The sequence below is a fragment of the Blastococcus sp. URHD0036 genome, assembly GCF_000701365.1.
GTDB lineage: Bacteria > Actinomycetota > Actinomycetes > Mycobacteriales > Geodermatophilaceae > Trujillonella.
Genome location: NZ_JNIK01000003.1, coordinates 87,393 through 102,071, shown reverse-complemented (window position 1 = coordinate 102,071; position 14,679 = coordinate 87,393). Strand labels below are relative to the sequence as shown.

Genomic DNA, 14,679 nt, shown 5'->3' with positions numbered 1-14,679 from the left:
GTGGTGGTCAGCCCAGGTAGTCGCGGAGGGCGTCGGCGCGCTGCGGGTCGCGCAGCTTGGCCATCGTCTCCCGCTCGATCTGGCGGACCCGCTCGCGGGACAGCCCGAACTGCTTGCCGATCTGCTCCAGCGTCCGCGGCTGGCCGCCGTCCAGGCCGAAGCGCAGGATCACGACGTCACGCTCCCGCTCCTCGAGCGTCTGCAGGACGTTCCGGACGTCGCCCTTCATCATCTGGAAGGCGACGGCGTCCTCGGCGACCGCGGCGTCGGCGTCCTCGATGAAGTCACCGAGCCGGGACTCCTCGTCGGCGCCGACGGTCTGGTCGAGGGAGACCAGGTCGCGGCTGTACTCGAGCAGCTCGGTGATCCGCTCGGCCGTCATGTCCAGCTCGAGGCCGAGCTCCTCGGCGGTGGGCTCGCGCTCCAGCTCCTGGTGGATCCGGCGGCGGGTGCGCACGACCTTGTTGACCTGCTCGGCCAGGTGGACGGGCAGCCGGATGGTGCGTCCGGAGTCGGCCATCGCGCGGGTGATCGCCTGGCGGATCCACCACGTCGCGTAGGTCGAGAACTTGAAGCCCTTGGTGTAGTCGAACTTCTCGACCGCACGGATCAGGCCGACGTTCCCCTCCTGGATGAGGTCGAGGAAGGTCATGCCGTGGCCGGTGTAGCGCTTGGCCACGGACACCACGAGCCGGAGGTTGGCCTCCAGCAGGTGGCGCTTGGCGGCCTTGCCGTCGGTGGCCAGGGCCGTGTAGTCGCGCTTCACCGCGGGCGTGAGCTGGCGCTCGGCCAGCAGCCGCTCGGCGTACAGCCCCGCCTCGATGCGCTTGGCCAGCTCGACCTCCTGCTCGGCGGTGAGCAGGGCGGTCTTGCCGATGGTGTTCAGGTACACCCGGACGAGGTCGGTGGACACCAGGCCGCTGGTGTCGGGCTCGCGGCGAGGCGAGCGCACCTCGAGGGCGTCGTCGGGGGAAGACTGCAGCAGCGTCACGATGTGTCTTCGTCCTTGCCTCTGGTTCGGATGCCCGTGCCGGACGTCAATTCGCGGCGGGGCGACCGGGCGTCGATGTGAGGGTCCCGGCCTCTGCCGGCGGCCCTCGCTCCATCTCTTCTGTCTGTGTGGTACGCCCTGTCCAACGGCAGCGACGGGGTCGGGTGTTCCACAACAGGACCGTTCACAGCCAACCCACAGGACGTGCGTTGCGTCACCCGTACGTACCCGGTTCTCTCCGGGGCGAACTACACCTGTGGAAGCAGCCGGCGTCAGACCTCGAGCAGCAACGTCATCGGCCCCTCGTTGACCGAGAACACGAGCATCCGGGCGCCGAAGACCCCGGTCGCCACCTCCGCGCCGCGCCGCCGCAGTTCGGCCACGACCTCGCCGACCAGCGGCTCGGCCGTCCCGCCCGGCGCGGCGTCGACCCAGGACGGACGACGGCCCTTCCTCGTGTCGCCGTAGAGCGTGAACTGGCTGACGACGAGGACCGGCAGCCCGAGGTCGGCGGCTGACACCTCGCCGTCCTGACCGGGGAAGATGCGCAGCTCGTGCAGCTTCCGGGCGAGCGTGCGGGCCGCCTCTCCGTCGTCCTCGCGGCGGACGCCGACCAGGGCCAGCAGCCCCCGGCCGATCTCGCCGACCACCACGTCGTCCACCGTTACAGCCGCTGTAGCGACCCTGCTCACGACTGCGCGCACAAGGGCATCCTCCCCTGACGACGCCCGGGCCCGCCGATGTGTACGGTCGTTCCTATGAGCGATGCCGCCACGGCGCCCGACACCCGCACCATGCGCGAGCGGATGCTCGCCGGCGACCTCTACATCGCCGACGACCCGGAGATCGGCGAGGCGAGCGCCGCCGCGCTGGACCTCGCCGCCGCCTACAACGCGACCTCCGTGCGGCAGGGCCCGCTCCGGCGCCGGCTGCTCGAGCAGCTCCTGGGCGCGGTGGGGGAGGGCACCGAGCTGCGCCCGCCGCTGTACGTCGACTACGGCAGCAACATCCGCATCGGGGCCCGCTGCTTCGCCAACTTCGGTCTGGTCGCCCTCGACGTCGCCGCCATCACCATCGGCGACGACGTCCAGATCGGGCCCAACGTGCAGCTGCTCACGCCGACCCACCCGGTGGAGCCCGGGCCGCGCCGGGACAAGTGGGAGGCCGCCGAGCCGATCACCATCGGCGACAACGTCTGGCTGGGCGGCGGCGCGATCGTGCTCCCGGGCGTCACGATCGGGGAGAACACCGTCGTCGGTGCCGGCGCGGTGGTCACCCGGGACCTGCCGGCGGACGTGGTGGCCGTGGGCAACCCGGCGCGCGTCGTCCGCACGCTGGAGCCCGGGGACCGGTGACCGGGCCGGCGCCGGCGCGGCGGGCGAGGCGGCACGACCCCGAGCGGCGGGACCGCCTGGTCGCCACCGCGCTCGACGTCATCGCCGAGCGCGGGGTCGCCGGGACCTCGCACCGCGCCGTCGCCGCGGCCGCCGACGTCCCGCTCGGGTCGCTGACCTACCACTTCGCCTCGCTGACCGAGCTCCTGGCGGCCGCGTTCACCCGGCACGTCGACACCGTGGCCGCCCGCTTCGACGCGCGCATGCGGGCCGCCCCGGACCGGGCGGCGGCGATGGAGGCGCTGGTCGGGCACCTGACCGGTGACCTGCTGGCCTCCGGGCGCGACCTCGTGCTCGCCGTCGAGCTGTACGCCGCCGCTGCCCGCGACCCGGCGCTGCGGGCCGTGACCCAGGACTGGATGTCCCGCAGCCGGCGCAGCCTCGAGCGCCACCTCGACCCGGTCACCGCCCGTGAGGTGGACGCGCTGGTGGAGGGGCTGGTCCTGCACAGCGCGCTGTCCACCGACCCGATGGACGCCGGCCAGATCCGGTCGGCGCTGCTCCGCCTGGCGGGCTGAGCAGCGCCGTCCCGGCGACGGTCAGTGGTGGAACCCGCTCGGCTGCTCCTCCCGGGGCATGGGCGAGTCGAGGTCGTCGAGCCAGTCGATCGCCGTGCGGAGGTCCCGCAGGAACAGCTCGGCCATGTCGTGGCTGAAGCCGTTGCGCACCACGATGCGGAGGACGGCGAGGTCGTCGCGCTTGGGCGGCATCGTGTAGGCGGGCACGAGCCAGCCGCGCTCGCGCAGCTTGCGCGACAGGTCGAAGACGTCGTACTTGGTCACGGCCGGGCTCAGGCCGAACGCCACCACGGGCAGCTCGGTGCCGTCGGCGATCACGGTGAACTCCGGCATCGCGGCCAGGGTCTGCGAGATGTGGACGGCGACGTCCTGGCAGCTCTGCTGGACCAGGCGGTACCCCTCCCGGCCCAGCCGGAGGAACTGGAAGTACTGCAGCACGACCTGCGCACCGGGACGGGAGAAGTTCAGGGCGAAGGTCGGCATGTCGCCGCCCAGGTAGTTGACGTGGAAGACCAGGTCCTCGGGCAGGTGCTCGGCGCTGCGCCACAGGACCCACCCGACGCCGGGGTACACCAGGCCGTACTTGTGGCCGGAGGACTGGATCGAGACCACCCGCTCCAGCCGGAAGTCCCAGACCAGGTCGGGCTGGATGAACGGCGCGACGAAGCCCCCCGAGGCGGCGTCGACGTGCACGGGGACGGAGACACCGCTGTCGGCCTCGTACCCGTCCAGGGCGGCGCAGATCTCCTGCACCGGCTCGTACGTGCCGTCCATCGTCGAGCCCAGGACCGCCACGACGCCGATCGTGTTCTCGTCCACGTGGTCCAGCAGCCGGTCGGCGGTCAGGTGGAACACGTCGCCCTCCAGGGGCACGTAGCGCGGCTCGACCTCCCAGTAGTTGGCGAACTTCTCCCAGACGACCTGCACGTTGCCGCCCATGACGATGTTGGGCCGGTCGGCCGGCTTCCCCGCCGCCTGCCGCGCCTGCTGCCAGCGCCGCTTGAGCGCGAGGCCGGCGAGCATGCAGCCCTCGGAGCTGCCCGTCGTCGAGGTGCCCACGCTGTCGAGGGCGTCCGGCACGTGCCAGAGGTCGCCCAGCATCCGGACGCACCGGGCCTCGATGTCGGCGGTCTGCGGGTACTCGTCCTTGTCGACCATGTTCTTGTCGACGGTGGCCGCGTAGAGCTTGTCGGCCTCCTCGTCCATCCAGGTGGTCACGAAGGTGGCCAGGTTGAACCGCGCGTTGCCGTCGAGCATCACCTCGTCGAGGACGACCTGGTACGCCGTCTGCGGCAGCATCGACCCCTCCGGGATGGAGTCCCGCGGCACCTCCACCATCCCGGCGCGGGTGAACCGCGGCCGCAGTGCCGCGTCCTCGCCGGTCGTCGTCGCGCTCTTCAACACACCCATGGGACAGGCCCCTCCACGTCGCCGGACTCGGTGCGGGCCATGCTCGGTCGGGAAGCGGCCGGCGACGTCATCCGAGGAGGGTGAGGCAGCCCCGGACCCGGTGCCGATGGGATCGGGTCGTGGCGGCGCACGGGTCGAGGAGCCGCGGCGCGGAGCCGGCGCGGGCGGACGCTGCCCGGATGCCCCCGCCGGCGGCCGCGTGGTGGATGTCCCTGGCCTTCGCCGTCGGCTCCACCTGCTTCCTGGTCGGCCCGTTCCCCGGGTACCTCTCGCTGGTCGGACCGGTGGCGGACTCGCTGACCTTCTTCGCGGGGTCGTTGTTCTTCACGACCGGCGGCGCCCTGCAGGTGTGGCTGGCGGTGGCGGACCGGGGGGACGGCGGCCCCGGCCGGGCCGCGTGGTGGACCGCGGTCGTCCAGTTCGCCGGCACGCTCTTCTTCAACGTCACGACGTTCCGGGCCCTGCAGACGGCGTTGTCGGCCGCGGACTACGACCGGCTGGTGTGGCGGCCGGACGCGTTCGGCTCCCTCTGCTTCCTCGTGTCCGGGGTGATCGCCTACGTGGCGTCGTCGCGGCACGGGGTGCTCCCGGCACGGTCGGCGCCCGGCTGGTGGCAGGCCGGCGCGAACCTCCTGGGCTGCGTCTTCTTCGGCGTCGCCGCGGTGGCCGGGTACGTCGTCCCCGACTCCGGGTCGATGCTGGACCTGGCGGCGGCGAACTGGACCACCTCGGCCGGCGCCGCCTGCTTCCTGGCATGCGCCGTCGCGGGACTGACCGGCGCCGACCCGGCCGGCGAGAGCTAGGGAGCGGTCGGCCCGCCCGGTGCCGTTCCGCCGGGGTGCAGGCCCGCGGCGACGGCCGCGTCGACGTCGGCGTAGCTGCCGAGCGCGACGCCCGCGGCCCCGGCGGCCGTCCGGAGCACGTCGCGGATCTGGCCGACGGGGTGGGCGATGGCGAGGGTGACCTGCCGTCGGGCGAGGTCGTGCGCGAGCTGGGTGAGCATGCCGGTGGCGGTGACGTCGATGAACGGGGCGGTCTGCGCGTCGAGGACGACCGCGCGGGTCTGCGCGGTCAGCCGGGCGCGGACGGCGTCGCGGACGTGGTCGGCGTTGGCGAAGAACAGGCCGGACTCCACCCGCAGGACCAGCACCGCCGGGTCGGGCACCAGGCCGGGATGCCGGTCGACGTCGAGCCAGGCGCCGTCGCCGGTGCCGCGGGCCAGCCGGGCGACGTACGGGCGGGAGGCCCGGTAGAGCAGCAGGACGAGGGACACCGCGATGCCGATGAACAGGCCCGGGAGCGTGTCGAAGACCAGCACGCCGAGCAGCGCGGCCACCGCCGCCAGGAAGTCCGCGCGGGCCGCCCAGCCGTAGATGCCGCCGAGGTGCGGCGTCCACACCCGGTAGAGGCGGCGCAGGGCGGGGACGTCGACGAGCTCGACGACGGCGGCGATCACGACGGCGGCCAGGGTGGCCTCGGGCAGCTGCTCGAACAGGCCGGTCAGGAACAGCAGGGTGGGCACGGTCAGGGCGGCGACGGTCAGGCCGGAGAGCTGGCTCCGCGCGCCGGCGCTGCCGTTGACCGCGGTCTTGGAGAGGCTGCCGTTGACGACCATGCCCGAGGCGAGTCCCGAGCCGAGGTTGGCCGCGCCCAGGCCGAGCAGCTCGCGGTCGGGGTCGATGTCGTAGCCCGCCCGCGCGGCGTAGGTCTTCGCCGCGCCCAGGCCCTCGGCGTAGCCGACGAGCAGCACGCCGACCGCCGCCCCGGCCAGGGTGAGGTAGTCGCTGCCGGGGACGTCGGGCAGGCCGAGCTGGGGGAGGCCGGCGTCGATCGAGCCGACGATCGCCACCCCGTCGGCGTCCAGGTCCAGCAGCGCGACGGCCCCGATGCCGAGCAGCACCACGACGAGCGAGCCGGGGACGAGCGGCAGCCAGCGGCGCAGCAGCAGGACCAGCAGCAGGCTGGCCGCACCCACGAGCAGCGTGGGGAGGTGGGTGTCCCCGAGATCGCCGATCACCGCTGCGAGCTGCCGGAAGAAGTCGCCCTCGCCCTTCGGGACGCCGAAGAGCTTCGGCAGCTGCCCGACCACGATCGTCAGGGCGAGGCCCACGATGAAGCCCTTGAGCACCGGTTCGGAGATGAACGCCGCCAGGAAGCCCATCCGGGCCAGGCCCGCGGCGATGCCGATCAGGCCCGTGACGATCGCCAGGGCAGCGGTCAGCGCGACGTAGCGGTCGCTCCCGCCGTCGGCCAGGTCGCCGACGATGCCCGCCGAGAGGGCAGCGGTCGCCGACATCGACGCCACCACCAGGTGCCGCGAGGAGCCGAGGACGGCGTAGAGCACCAGCGCCGGGACGGCGGCGTAGAGGCCGACGACCGGGGGGACGCCGGCGATCGTCGCGTAGGCCAGCGACTCGGGGACCAGCACCGCCCAGACCGTGAGCCCGGCGACCAGGTCGGCGCGCAGCCAGCCGATCCGGTAGCCCCGCAACGAGCCGAAGACCCGCGGGACCGGCCGGCGGCTCACAGCAGCCCGCCCGGCCTCCCGCCGGGACGGGCCACCGCCCGCCGGGCCGTCACCCGCCGGTCGGGGCCGTGGTCTCGGCCGACTCCGGCGAGCGCGAGGCCTGCTTCGGGACGGACGGCGCCGCGGCATCGGCCTCCGCCTCCGCCTGCTTCATGTCCTCGGCGAGCTGGTCGGCGGCCATGTCGGTCGCCTTCGACACGATGCGGTTGGCGGCCTTGATGGTCGCCGCGATCTGGTCGGCCAGGTTCGTCTCGTAGACGGCGATGAGGCCGGCCTGACCGGCGTCCAGGGCATCGCCGAGGTCCTTCAGGTCACCGCGGGACATGCCGCCGTGGGCGTGCCCGGCCACCCCGCCGATCGCGGCTCCGGCGCCTCCCGCGGCGGCGATGCCGATGCCCACGGGCGGGAAGAGCGCCACGACCACGCCGGTGGCCAGTCCCCACCCCAGTCCGACGGCCGCGCCGTGGCGGGTGGGCTGCTCGTGCTTCTTGACGATCCGCACCTTGCCGGCCTCGTCCTTGGCGATCACGGCGGCGTCGAAGTCGTGCGAGCTGTGCACGGCCTTGTACAGCGCCTTGACGGCCTCGTAGTCGGCGACGGCGTCGTCGACGTCGGCGTAGGCGCCTGCGATCACGTACAGGGTGTCGTGCTCCTGCTTGGCCATGACTCACCTCTCGGGACGGGACTCGGGCAGCGCCACCCTCGTGCGCCGGACCCGGACCCGGCGTCATCCGGGCCGGGTGAGTGAGGCGCTGCTCGGCCCGCTACTTCCCCTCGTGCGCCATCATGTCGACGGCGACCGTGGCGGCCAGGACGAGCACGGGGTCCCGGTCCGGCGCGATCTCCACGCCGTAGCTGTCCGCGACCCGGAACCACTTCTTCGACACCGTGGCCACCGTGGTGCCGCCGTCGGTGAACGTGTACTCGTGGTCCAGGACGTTGCCGTGGACCTCGAGGTCCGGCCCGTTCTCGACGTCGACGGCCCAGCGGTCGCGCAGCGGGCTGATCAGCGCCTTCTTCACCATGGCCAGCCGGTGGCCGTCGGCGTCCTCGATCTCCATCGAGTCGCGCACCCGGGCCACCCGCTCCTGGATCCTCGCCAGCTCGCGCCCGCCCGGGTCCTCGAACCGCAGGGTCTTGCGCAGCCGCAGCGCCTTGCCGTCGACCTTGTACGCCCGCTGACCGTCGTCGGTCTCGATCCAGTAGTCGTCGCCGATCGACACCAGCCGCTGCCGCATCCGGTAGTGCACCCGCCCGTCGCCGTCGCGCCGCTCCTCGCGCCGTTCGGCCCGCCTGCCTCGCAACATCCCGCCTCCTCCGTCGTCCCCCGATGCCGCAGCCTGCGGCGGGCGGGGCCGGGCGGCCTCATCCGACGAGGGGGAGGGGCCGCCCGCACCGACCGCGGGCACCGAGCGCAGGTCGGTGCCCGCGGGGCTCACCGCTCGAGCAGCACGCGCACCGTGTCAGGACGTACGCCGTCGTGCTGCATGGCGTCCGCGGCGGCATCGGTCTGCATGAACTGCTCGAAGGCCTCCAGACCCGGCCCCTCCACGATCAGGCTGACGCGATGGGCGTCGGTCGGGTCGACGAACGTGCGGACCGTGTAGCCGAGTGGTCCCAGCAGGTCGGCCCGCCGGGGCGACGCCAGCCACTGGTCGACGTCGTCGATCTCGTGGGTGACCAGGATCGTCGACACGTCATGCCTCCGGAGTGCGGGAGGCGAGTTCCAGCCACGCGAGGTCCCCGGTGATGCGGGTCTCGCTCGTCATCGTGGTGTTGGCCTTCACCCAGGCGGCCAGCTCGGCGTCTGCCGACCTGGCGTGCTCCTCGGACTCCCACTGGCTGATCGACACCACCCTGTCGTCGTCGAACATCACCCCGTACGAGATGTACCCCGGGGTGCCGCTGACGATGGGGATGACGCCGGCGCGGGCCTTCGCCTCGAGCTCGACCTTGTCGTCCTGGTGTGTGTAGACCACCACTCGTGCGTACATGCGCAAGACTCCTCTGCCCGGGCAGACGTCGCGGTTGACCGGCGGACTCCCCGTGCCGATGTGCGTGAACGTAGGTCTGTCCGGAGTGCGGGAACAGAGGCCGAGGTCCACGGTCGGCGGGCAGCGGGCCTCGGCAGACGTGAGGGCGTCCGGTCTTGTCATCGCCGCTCACGGGGACGACAGTCCGGCGTGCCTGGCTCGCCGACTGTCGCCGCGACCGCCGGCGGAACCCGCTGGGCGCGGAGGTCCCCGATGACCCAGATCGCCGTCGCCGTCCTGCCCCTCGCGGACGTGGACGCCTGGCAGAGATTCGCCGACGAGATCACGACCGGCGCCCGCAGCGACGCGCACCGCGCGTTCCTCCGCCGGGGTGGGGTGAGCAAGGAGACCCTGTTCCACCAGCAGACGCCGATGGGCGATCTGATGGTGCTGGTGTGGGACGGGGTGGATCCCGACCAGCTGGCCGCGCACCTGGGCAGCACCCTGCAGAACCCGTCCAGCGACCACGAGCGGTACCTGGCCGAGTACGTCATCCCGAAGGTGCACGGGATCGACACCGCGCAGCCGCCGCCTCCGCCTGCACGCCGGGTCGCCGAGATCACCCCGTAGGAGTTCCGGCCGCCATGACCCTCCTCGAGGGGTGATGCCGCGATGCGCCGGACGGACGACGGTGGGCGCTCCAGGTCGCAGGGGGCGAGGAGTCCCGATCGCGCTGCGCGACTCCCCTCGGACAGGGGCGCGGAAGGGGATGCGTGTCATGGGCAGGAGCGCGGACGAGGGCACGCCGCACACGGGCGAGGGCGGCACCGTGACCGATTCCCGACCCCGATCCGCCGAGCACATCTCGACCGCAGCCGACCCCGTGCCGACGGCCCTGTCCACCCCCACGGCCGTGGTCGCGGGCTCGGACGTCGCGGTGGTGCCGGCCGGATCGCCGGACGGTGACAGGCGACTGAAGACCAGGCGGTACGAGAAGCTGCTCAAGCCGCTGCAGGCCGAACTGGTGGCGATGCAGGAGTGGGTCAAGAGGAGTGGCGCGAAGGTCTGCGTGGTCTTCGAGGGCCGCGACACCGCCGGCAAGGGCGGCACCATCAAACGCATCACCGAGCGCGTGAGCCCGCGGGTCTTCCGCGTGGTGGCGCTGCCGGCGCCCACCGAGCGTGAGCAGTCGCAGATGTACGTGCAGCGCTACATCTCGCACTTCCCGGCGGCCGGCGAGGTCGTCATCTTCGACCGCAGTTGGTACAACCGCGCGGGCGTCGAACGGGTGATGGGCTTCTGCACGCCCCAGGACACCGAGCGGTTCCTCCGCCAGGTCCCCGGGGTGGAACGGGCCATGGTCGACTCCGGGATCATCCTCGTGAAGTACTGGCTGGAGGTCAGCGCAGCCGAGCAGACCCGCCGCCTCGAGGCCCGCGCCGAGGACGGCCGCAAGGTCTGGAAGCTGTCCCCGATGGACCTGAAGTCCTACAGCCGTTGGTACGACTACGCGCGCGCCCGTGACGCGATGTTCGAGGGGACCGACACCGCGTGGGCTCCCTGGTGGGTCGTGGACAGCGATGACAAGAAGCGAGCGCGGCTGAACGTGATCAGCCACCTGCTCAGCCAGATCCCCTACGAGCCGCTGCCGGAAGCGACGGTGAGCTTCCCGCGACGGCAGAAGCCCGGGGGTTACCGCGAGCCCACCGTCCCGATCCGGCGGATCCCGACCCCGTACTGACGATGCACGGCAGGACGGGCGGCGCGCCGGGCACCGTGCTCATCCCGGTGGGGGGAGGCCGTCCGAGCCGGGCCGGGCCACCCTCGTGGGGATCCGCTGGACGTCGTCAGGAGGTGGTCGCCGTGTCGGAGAGGACCGACGAGTCCGGGCAGCGCGTCGCCACGTCCGCGGCGGGCAGCGAGGCCTAGCGGCATGGCCACGACGGGAGCACAGGTGCCCCCGCGGATCGCCGGCGCGAGCCATGCCGGCGTGGCCGGCGACCGCCCGTGGTACGCGCAGTCGCCCGCCGAGGTGGCCCGCGCCCTCGGGGTGGACCCGGGCACCGGCCTCCCCGGGGCCGTGGTCGCGCAGCGGCTGGCTGCGGACGGCCCCAACGCCCTCCCGGAGGAGAAGCCGCGGCCCGGCTGGCTGCGTTTCCTCGAGCAGTACCGCAGCTACATGCAGATCATCCTGGTGGCGGCGGCGGTGGTGTCCCTGCTCATCGCGGAGTGGAGCACCGCCGTCGTCCTGCTGGTCCTCACCGTCCTGAACGCGGTCATCGGCCTGCGTCAGGAGGGCAAGGCCGAGAGCGCCATGAACGCGCTGAAGTCGATGCTCGTGGCCACGGCCCGCGTCCGCCGCGACGGGGACACCGCCGAGGTGCCGGCCGACGGGCTCGTCGTCGGCGACGTGGTGCTGCTGGCCGCCGGCGACCAGGTGCCGGCCGACGGGCGGATCGTCGCGGCCAGCTCCCTGCAGATCGACGAGTCGGCGCTCACCGGGGAGAGCGTGCCCGCCGGCAAGGACACCCGGACCCTGGACGGCGGCCGGCTCGGCCCAGGCGACCAGAGCGACATGGCCTTCATGAACACGCCGGTGACGCACGGCAGCGGGACCATGGTCGTCACCGCCACCGGCGCGGACACCGAGCTCGGGAAGATCTCCGCGATGCTCTCGGCCGAGGGCAAGCAGAAGACCCCCCTCACCGCGGAGCTGGACCGGCTCACCCTGTGGATCGCCGGCGCGGCCGGGCTCACGATGCTGCTGATGTTCGCCCTGGGCCGCGCCCGTGGCGAGGCCTGGGACGTGCTGTTCGTCAGCGCCGTGACGCTGGCCATCGCCGCCGTCCCCGAGGCGCTGCCCACGGTGACCCAGATGATCCTGTCGCTGGGCGGGGTGGACCTGGCCAAGCGCAACGCGATCGTCAAGGAGCTGCCCTCCGTCGAGACGCTCGGCTTCACGTCGGCGATCAACTCGGACAAGACCGGCACCCTGACGATGAACCAGATGACGGTCGTCGAGGTCGTGGACGTCGGCGACCGCTACACGGTCTCCGGGAGCGGCTACGAGCTGGAGGGGCGCGTCCACCACGCGGTCGGGTCGTCCCCGTCGATCGAGGCGGCGATCCTCGCCTTCGTCGTCGCCAACGACGCGGAGCTGGTCGACGGCCGGGTCGTGGGCGATCCCACCGAGGGGGCCCTCCTCGTGCTCGCCCACAAGGCCGGCCTCGACGTCGACGCCACCCGCGAGCGGCTGCCCCGGCTCGCCACGCTGCCCTTCGACCCCACCATCAAGCTGATGGCGACGTTCCACGCCACCACCCGGCCGGACGGGCGGCCGGTCGTGCGGTGCTTCGTCAAGGGCGCCGCACCGGCGGTCATGGCGCTCGCGACCAGCGCCCTGTCGCCCGCGGGACCGGTCCCCTGGGACGGAGCGGCGCAGGAACGGGCCGACGCGCACGTCGAGCGCATGGGGCGGGCCGGATGGCGGGTCATGGCCGCGGCCTTCCGCGATCTGGAACCCGACGGCTTCGACCCCGGCGGCGACCTCGCGGCCTACGTGACCGACCTGGAGATGACCAGCCTGGTCGGGATGGTCGACCCGCCCCGGCCGGACGCCAAGCTGGCCGTCCAGCGGGCCCAGGCCGCGCACATCCGGGTCCGGATGGTCACCGGCGACGACGTGGTCACCGGCGCGGCCATCGCCGAGCAGCTGGGCATCCCGGGCGAGGCGGTCCTGGGCGAGGACTTCGCGGCGCTCCCGGAGGACGAGCGGCTGTTCCGGATCGAGCGCATCGGCGTCCTCGGCCGGGTCGCGCCCGAGCACAAGGTGCTGCTGGTCGACACGCTGAAGAAGCGGGGTGACGTGGTCGCGATGACCGGTGACGGCGTCAACGACGCCCCGGCGATCAAGGCCGCCGACATCGGGATCGCGATGGGCAGCGGCACCGACGTGGCCAAGAACGCCGGCCGGATGATCCTCTCCGACGACGCCTTCGCCACGATCGTGTTCGCCGTCGGGCAGGGCCGGAAGATCTTCGACAACCTGACGAAGTACATCCGCTTCGTGCTCGTCCTGCTCGTCGTCTTCGTGCTCACCTTCCTGGGTGCCAGCCTGTTCGACATCGCCGCCGGTGAGCCGTTCACGCCGGCGCAGGTGCTGTGGATCCACTTCTTCGTGAACGCCGCCTTCGGGCTGGCTCTCGGCTTCGACCGCGAGTCGCCGGGCCTGATGGAAGCCCGTCCGCGCCCCCGGGGCGAGACCCTGCTGACCCCGCGGCTGATCGCGACCGTCGCACTCACCGGCACGGTGATCACCGTCGGCCTGCTCCTGCTGATCTGGCTCGGGACGACGCACTTCGGCGGGCTCGAGGTCGCCCGGTCGGTGGCGTTCACGTCGTTCGCGTTGTGCCTGGTCGTGGGCGCCCTGGAGTGCCGGAGCGAGACGCAGACGGTGTTCACCACCGAGACGTTCGACAGCAAGCAGCTGAACTGGACGCTGCTGGCCGAGTTCGTCCTCGCGGTGCTGGTGACGCAGATGGACGTCTTCAACCGGCTGCTCGACACGACGCCCATCACGCTGGGCCAGTTCGGGTGGGCGCTGGTGCCGGCCCTCGTCCTGCTGGTCGTCTGGGAGCTGGGCAAGCTCGCGGTCCGGGCGGCCTCCCACCCGCGTCACCGGGTGGCTTCCGGCGGCGCGTCCGCCTAGGGCCGGCCACCGATCGGGGCGGCTGCTGTGCGCCGGGTGCGCCGGTCCGTGCGGCACACTGCCCGGGTGCCTCCGCTCACCCTGACCCAGGACCCGCGCGCCGACGAGCTGCTGAGCCGCGACCCGCTCGGGCTGCTGCTCGGCATGCTGTTCGACCAGCAGTTCCCGATGGAGCGGGCCTTCGCCGGCCCCCGGCTGCTGGCCGACCGGATGGGCGTCGAGACGCTGTCGGCGGCCCAGCTGGCCGACGCCGACCCCGAGCAGGTCGCCGCCTGGTTCCAGGGGCCGCCCGCCGTCCACCGGTATCCGGGATCGATGGCCGGTCGCGCCCAGGCGGTGTGCCGGCTGCTCGTCGAGCGCTACGACGGCCGGGCCGAGGCGCTGTGGGCCGACGCCGCCGACGGGAAGGCCCTGCTCAAGCGGGTCGCCGAGCTGCCGGGGTTCGGCGCGCAGAAGGCGAAGATCTTCGTCGCCCTGCTCGGCAAGCAGTACGGGATCACCCCGCCCGGCTGGCGGGAGGCCGCGGGTGAGTACGGCGAGGAGGGCTCGCGGCGGTCGGTCGCCGACATCACCGGCCCCGAGTCGCTGGCCGAGGTACGCCGCACCAAGCAGGAGAAGAAGCAGGCCGCGAAGGCCGCCGCCGGCTCCTGACACCGCTCCGCGAACGGGCCGCCGAGGCACCTGCATCGCGCGCGATCCGGTGGCACGATGGGCGTCAGGAGCCGGGGCTCCGGGGCCGACGGATCCGCTCGCCGACTCCTCGCCACCACCCCCGGCCCGTCCAGGGAAGGGCACCCGTGGCCTCCAGCGAGCAGTCCGCACGATCCCGGCGAGCCGAGCCGGTCCTCATCACGGAGGCCGCGCCGAGCCTGGCCGAGCAGCACGCCGCACGGAAACGCCGGTACGTCCTCACCATGGTGGTGCGGCTGGTGAGCATCGTGCTGGCCGCGGCGTTCTACCAGATCCTGTGGCTCGCGATCATCTTCGCCGTCCTGGGCACGGTGCTCCCCTGGATCGCCGTCGTCATGGCCAATGACGGGCCCCCGAAGAAGAAGCTCGACACGCACCGCTACCGGCCGCCGGCGCCGGACCGGATCCTCGAGGAGCCGGTGCGCCGCGCGATCGAGCCCGGGCGGGTCATCGAGCACTAGGCCGGGC

Annotated in this window: 16 protein-coding genes; 8 read left to right on the top strand and 8 right to left on the bottom strand. The window is 72.8% G+C overall.

The window, feature by feature from the left end:
* Positions 1–7: 7 nt before the first annotated feature.
* Both sigB and dtd read right to left on the bottom strand, forming a co-directional pair.
* Positions 8–991 (bottom strand): RNA polymerase sigma factor SigB, encoded by a 984-nt coding sequence (gene sigB, locus N555_RS0103045; protein ID WP_029430027.1) that lies wholly within the window; start codon positions 989–991, stop codon positions 8–10.
* Between the two features lie 272 nt (positions 992–1,263).
* Positions 1,264–1,683: a D-aminoacyl-tRNA deacylase gene (gene dtd, locus N555_RS0103040; protein WP_369794003.1), complete on the bottom strand. Its 420-nt coding sequence runs from the start codon at positions 1,681–1,683 to the stop codon at positions 1,264–1,266.
* A 66-nt stretch (positions 1,684–1,749) separates the two neighbouring features.
* Between dtd and N555_RS0103035 the strand changes: the two genes are divergently transcribed.
* Both N555_RS0103035 and N555_RS0103030 read left to right on the top strand, forming a co-directional pair.
* Complete coding sequence (locus N555_RS0103035) at positions 1,750–2,346, top strand: maltose acetyltransferase domain-containing protein (protein WP_029430025.1); 597 nt, start codon at positions 1,750–1,752, stop codon at positions 2,344–2,346.
* The gene (locus N555_RS0103030) at positions 2,343–2,903 is read left to right on the top strand and encodes a TetR/AcrR family transcriptional regulator (protein WP_029430024.1); all 561 of its coding nucleotides are present in this window, start codon (positions 2,343–2,345) and stop codon (positions 2,901–2,903) included. The genes N555_RS0103035 and N555_RS0103030 overlap by 4 nt, the downstream gene beginning before the upstream one ends.
* A gap of 21 nt (positions 2,904–2,924) precedes the next feature.
* Here the strand turns inward: N555_RS0103030 and N555_RS0103025 are convergent, their stop codons facing one another.
* Positions 2,925–4,313 (bottom strand): glutamate decarboxylase, encoded by a 1,389-nt coding sequence (locus N555_RS0103025; RefSeq protein ID WP_029430023.1) that lies wholly within the window; start codon positions 4,311–4,313, stop codon positions 2,925–2,927.
* Between the two features lie 179 nt (positions 4,314–4,492).
* Between N555_RS0103025 and N555_RS0103020 the strand changes: the two genes are divergently transcribed.
* Positions 4,493–5,116 (top strand): hypothetical protein, encoded by a 624-nt coding sequence (locus N555_RS0103020; protein WP_051683661.1) that lies wholly within the window; start codon positions 4,493–4,495, stop codon positions 5,114–5,116.
* Here N555_RS0103020 and N555_RS0103015 read toward each other — a convergent pair.
* From N555_RS0103015 to N555_RS28170, 5 genes are all read right to left on the bottom strand, one after another.
* Positions 5,113–6,840: a SulP family inorganic anion transporter gene (locus N555_RS0103015; RefSeq protein WP_051683660.1), complete on the bottom strand. Its 1,728-nt coding sequence runs from the start codon at positions 6,838–6,840 to the stop codon at positions 5,113–5,115. The genes N555_RS0103020 and N555_RS0103015 overlap by 4 nt on opposite strands.
* A gap of 49 nt (positions 6,841–6,889) precedes the next feature.
* A complete protein-coding gene (locus tag N555_RS0103010) occupies positions 6,890–7,504 on the bottom strand; it encodes a DUF1269 domain-containing protein (protein WP_081865945.1) in 615 nt (204 codons plus the stop codon).
* A 100-nt stretch (positions 7,505–7,604) separates the two neighbouring features.
* Positions 7,605–8,147 carry an LURP-one-related/scramblase family protein gene (locus N555_RS0103005; RefSeq protein WP_029430019.1) on the bottom strand — a complete coding sequence of 181 codons (543 nt, stop codon included), beginning with the start codon at positions 8,145–8,147 and terminating at the stop codon, positions 7,605–7,607.
* Between the two features lie 128 nt (positions 8,148–8,275).
* The gene (locus tag N555_RS0103000) at positions 8,276–8,536 is read right to left on the bottom strand and encodes a hypothetical protein (protein WP_029430018.1); all 261 of its coding nucleotides are present in this window, start codon (positions 8,534–8,536) and stop codon (positions 8,276–8,278) included.
* A gap of 1 nt (position 8,537) precedes the next feature.
* On the bottom strand, positions 8,538–8,834 hold the full coding sequence (locus N555_RS28170; RefSeq protein WP_197028889.1) for an antibiotic biosynthesis monooxygenase: 297 nt from the start codon (positions 8,832–8,834) through the stop codon (positions 8,538–8,540).
* A 252-nt stretch (positions 8,835–9,086) separates the two neighbouring features.
* Between N555_RS28170 and N555_RS0102990 the strand changes: the two genes are divergently transcribed.
* From N555_RS0102990 to N555_RS0102970, 5 genes are all read left to right on the top strand, one after another.
* Positions 9,087–9,443 (top strand): hypothetical protein, encoded by a 357-nt coding sequence (locus N555_RS0102990; protein WP_029430016.1) that lies wholly within the window; start codon positions 9,087–9,089, stop codon positions 9,441–9,443.
* Between the two features lie 148 nt (positions 9,444–9,591).
* On the top strand, positions 9,592–10,554 hold the full coding sequence (gene ppk2, locus N555_RS0102985) for a polyphosphate kinase 2 (protein ID WP_081865943.1): 963 nt from the start codon (positions 9,592–9,594) through the stop codon (positions 10,552–10,554).
* A gap of 192 nt (positions 10,555–10,746) precedes the next feature.
* Positions 10,747–13,521: a cation-translocating P-type ATPase gene (locus N555_RS0102980; RefSeq protein WP_051683658.1), complete on the top strand. Its 2,775-nt coding sequence runs from the start codon at positions 10,747–10,749 to the stop codon at positions 13,519–13,521.
* Positions 13,522–13,587: 66 nt separating this feature from the next.
* Positions 13,588–14,172, top strand: coding sequence for an HhH-GPD-type base excision DNA repair protein (locus N555_RS0102975; protein ID WP_029430013.1), 585 nt, complete (start codon positions 13,588–13,590; stop codon positions 14,170–14,172).
* 146 nt (positions 14,173–14,318) lie between these two features.
* Positions 14,319–14,672, top strand: coding sequence for a DUF3099 domain-containing protein (locus N555_RS0102970; protein ID WP_029430012.1), 354 nt, complete (start codon positions 14,319–14,321; stop codon positions 14,670–14,672).
* Positions 14,673–14,679 lie beyond the last annotated feature (7 nt).

What these genes read in the sequence shown, in the direction of transcription:
- N555_RS0103035 (WP_029430025.1), top strand. Translation starts at nt 1,750, where the DNA reads ATGAGCGATGCCGCCACGGCGCCCGACACCCGCACCATGCGCGAGCGG.
- N555_RS0103025 (WP_029430023.1), bottom strand. Translation starts at nt 4,313, where the DNA reads ATGGGTGTGTTGAAGAGCGCGACGACGACCGGCGAGGACGCGGCACTG.
- N555_RS0103020 (WP_051683661.1), top strand. Translation starts at nt 4,493, where the DNA reads ATGCCCCCGCCGGCGGCCGCGTGGTGGATGTCCCTGGCCTTCGCCGTC.
- N555_RS0103010 (WP_081865945.1), bottom strand. Translation starts at nt 7,504, where the DNA reads ATGGCCAAGCAGGAGCACGACACCCTGTACGTGATCGCAGGCGCCTAC.
- N555_RS0103005 (WP_029430019.1), bottom strand. Translation starts at nt 8,147, where the DNA reads ATGTTGCGAGGCAGGCGGGCCGAACGGCGCGAGGAGCGGCGCGACGGC.
- N555_RS28170 (WP_197028889.1), bottom strand. Translation starts at nt 8,834, where the DNA reads ATGTACGCACGAGTGGTGGTCTACACACACCAGGACGACAAGGTCGAG.
- N555_RS0102990 (WP_029430016.1), top strand. Translation starts at nt 9,087, where the DNA reads ATGACCCAGATCGCCGTCGCCGTCCTGCCCCTCGCGGACGTGGACGCC.
- ppk2 (WP_081865943.1), top strand. Translation starts at nt 9,592, where the DNA reads ATGGGCAGGAGCGCGGACGAGGGCACGCCGCACACGGGCGAGGGCGGC.
- N555_RS0102980 (WP_051683658.1), top strand. Translation starts at nt 10,747, where the DNA reads ATGGCCACGACGGGAGCACAGGTGCCCCCGCGGATCGCCGGCGCGAGC.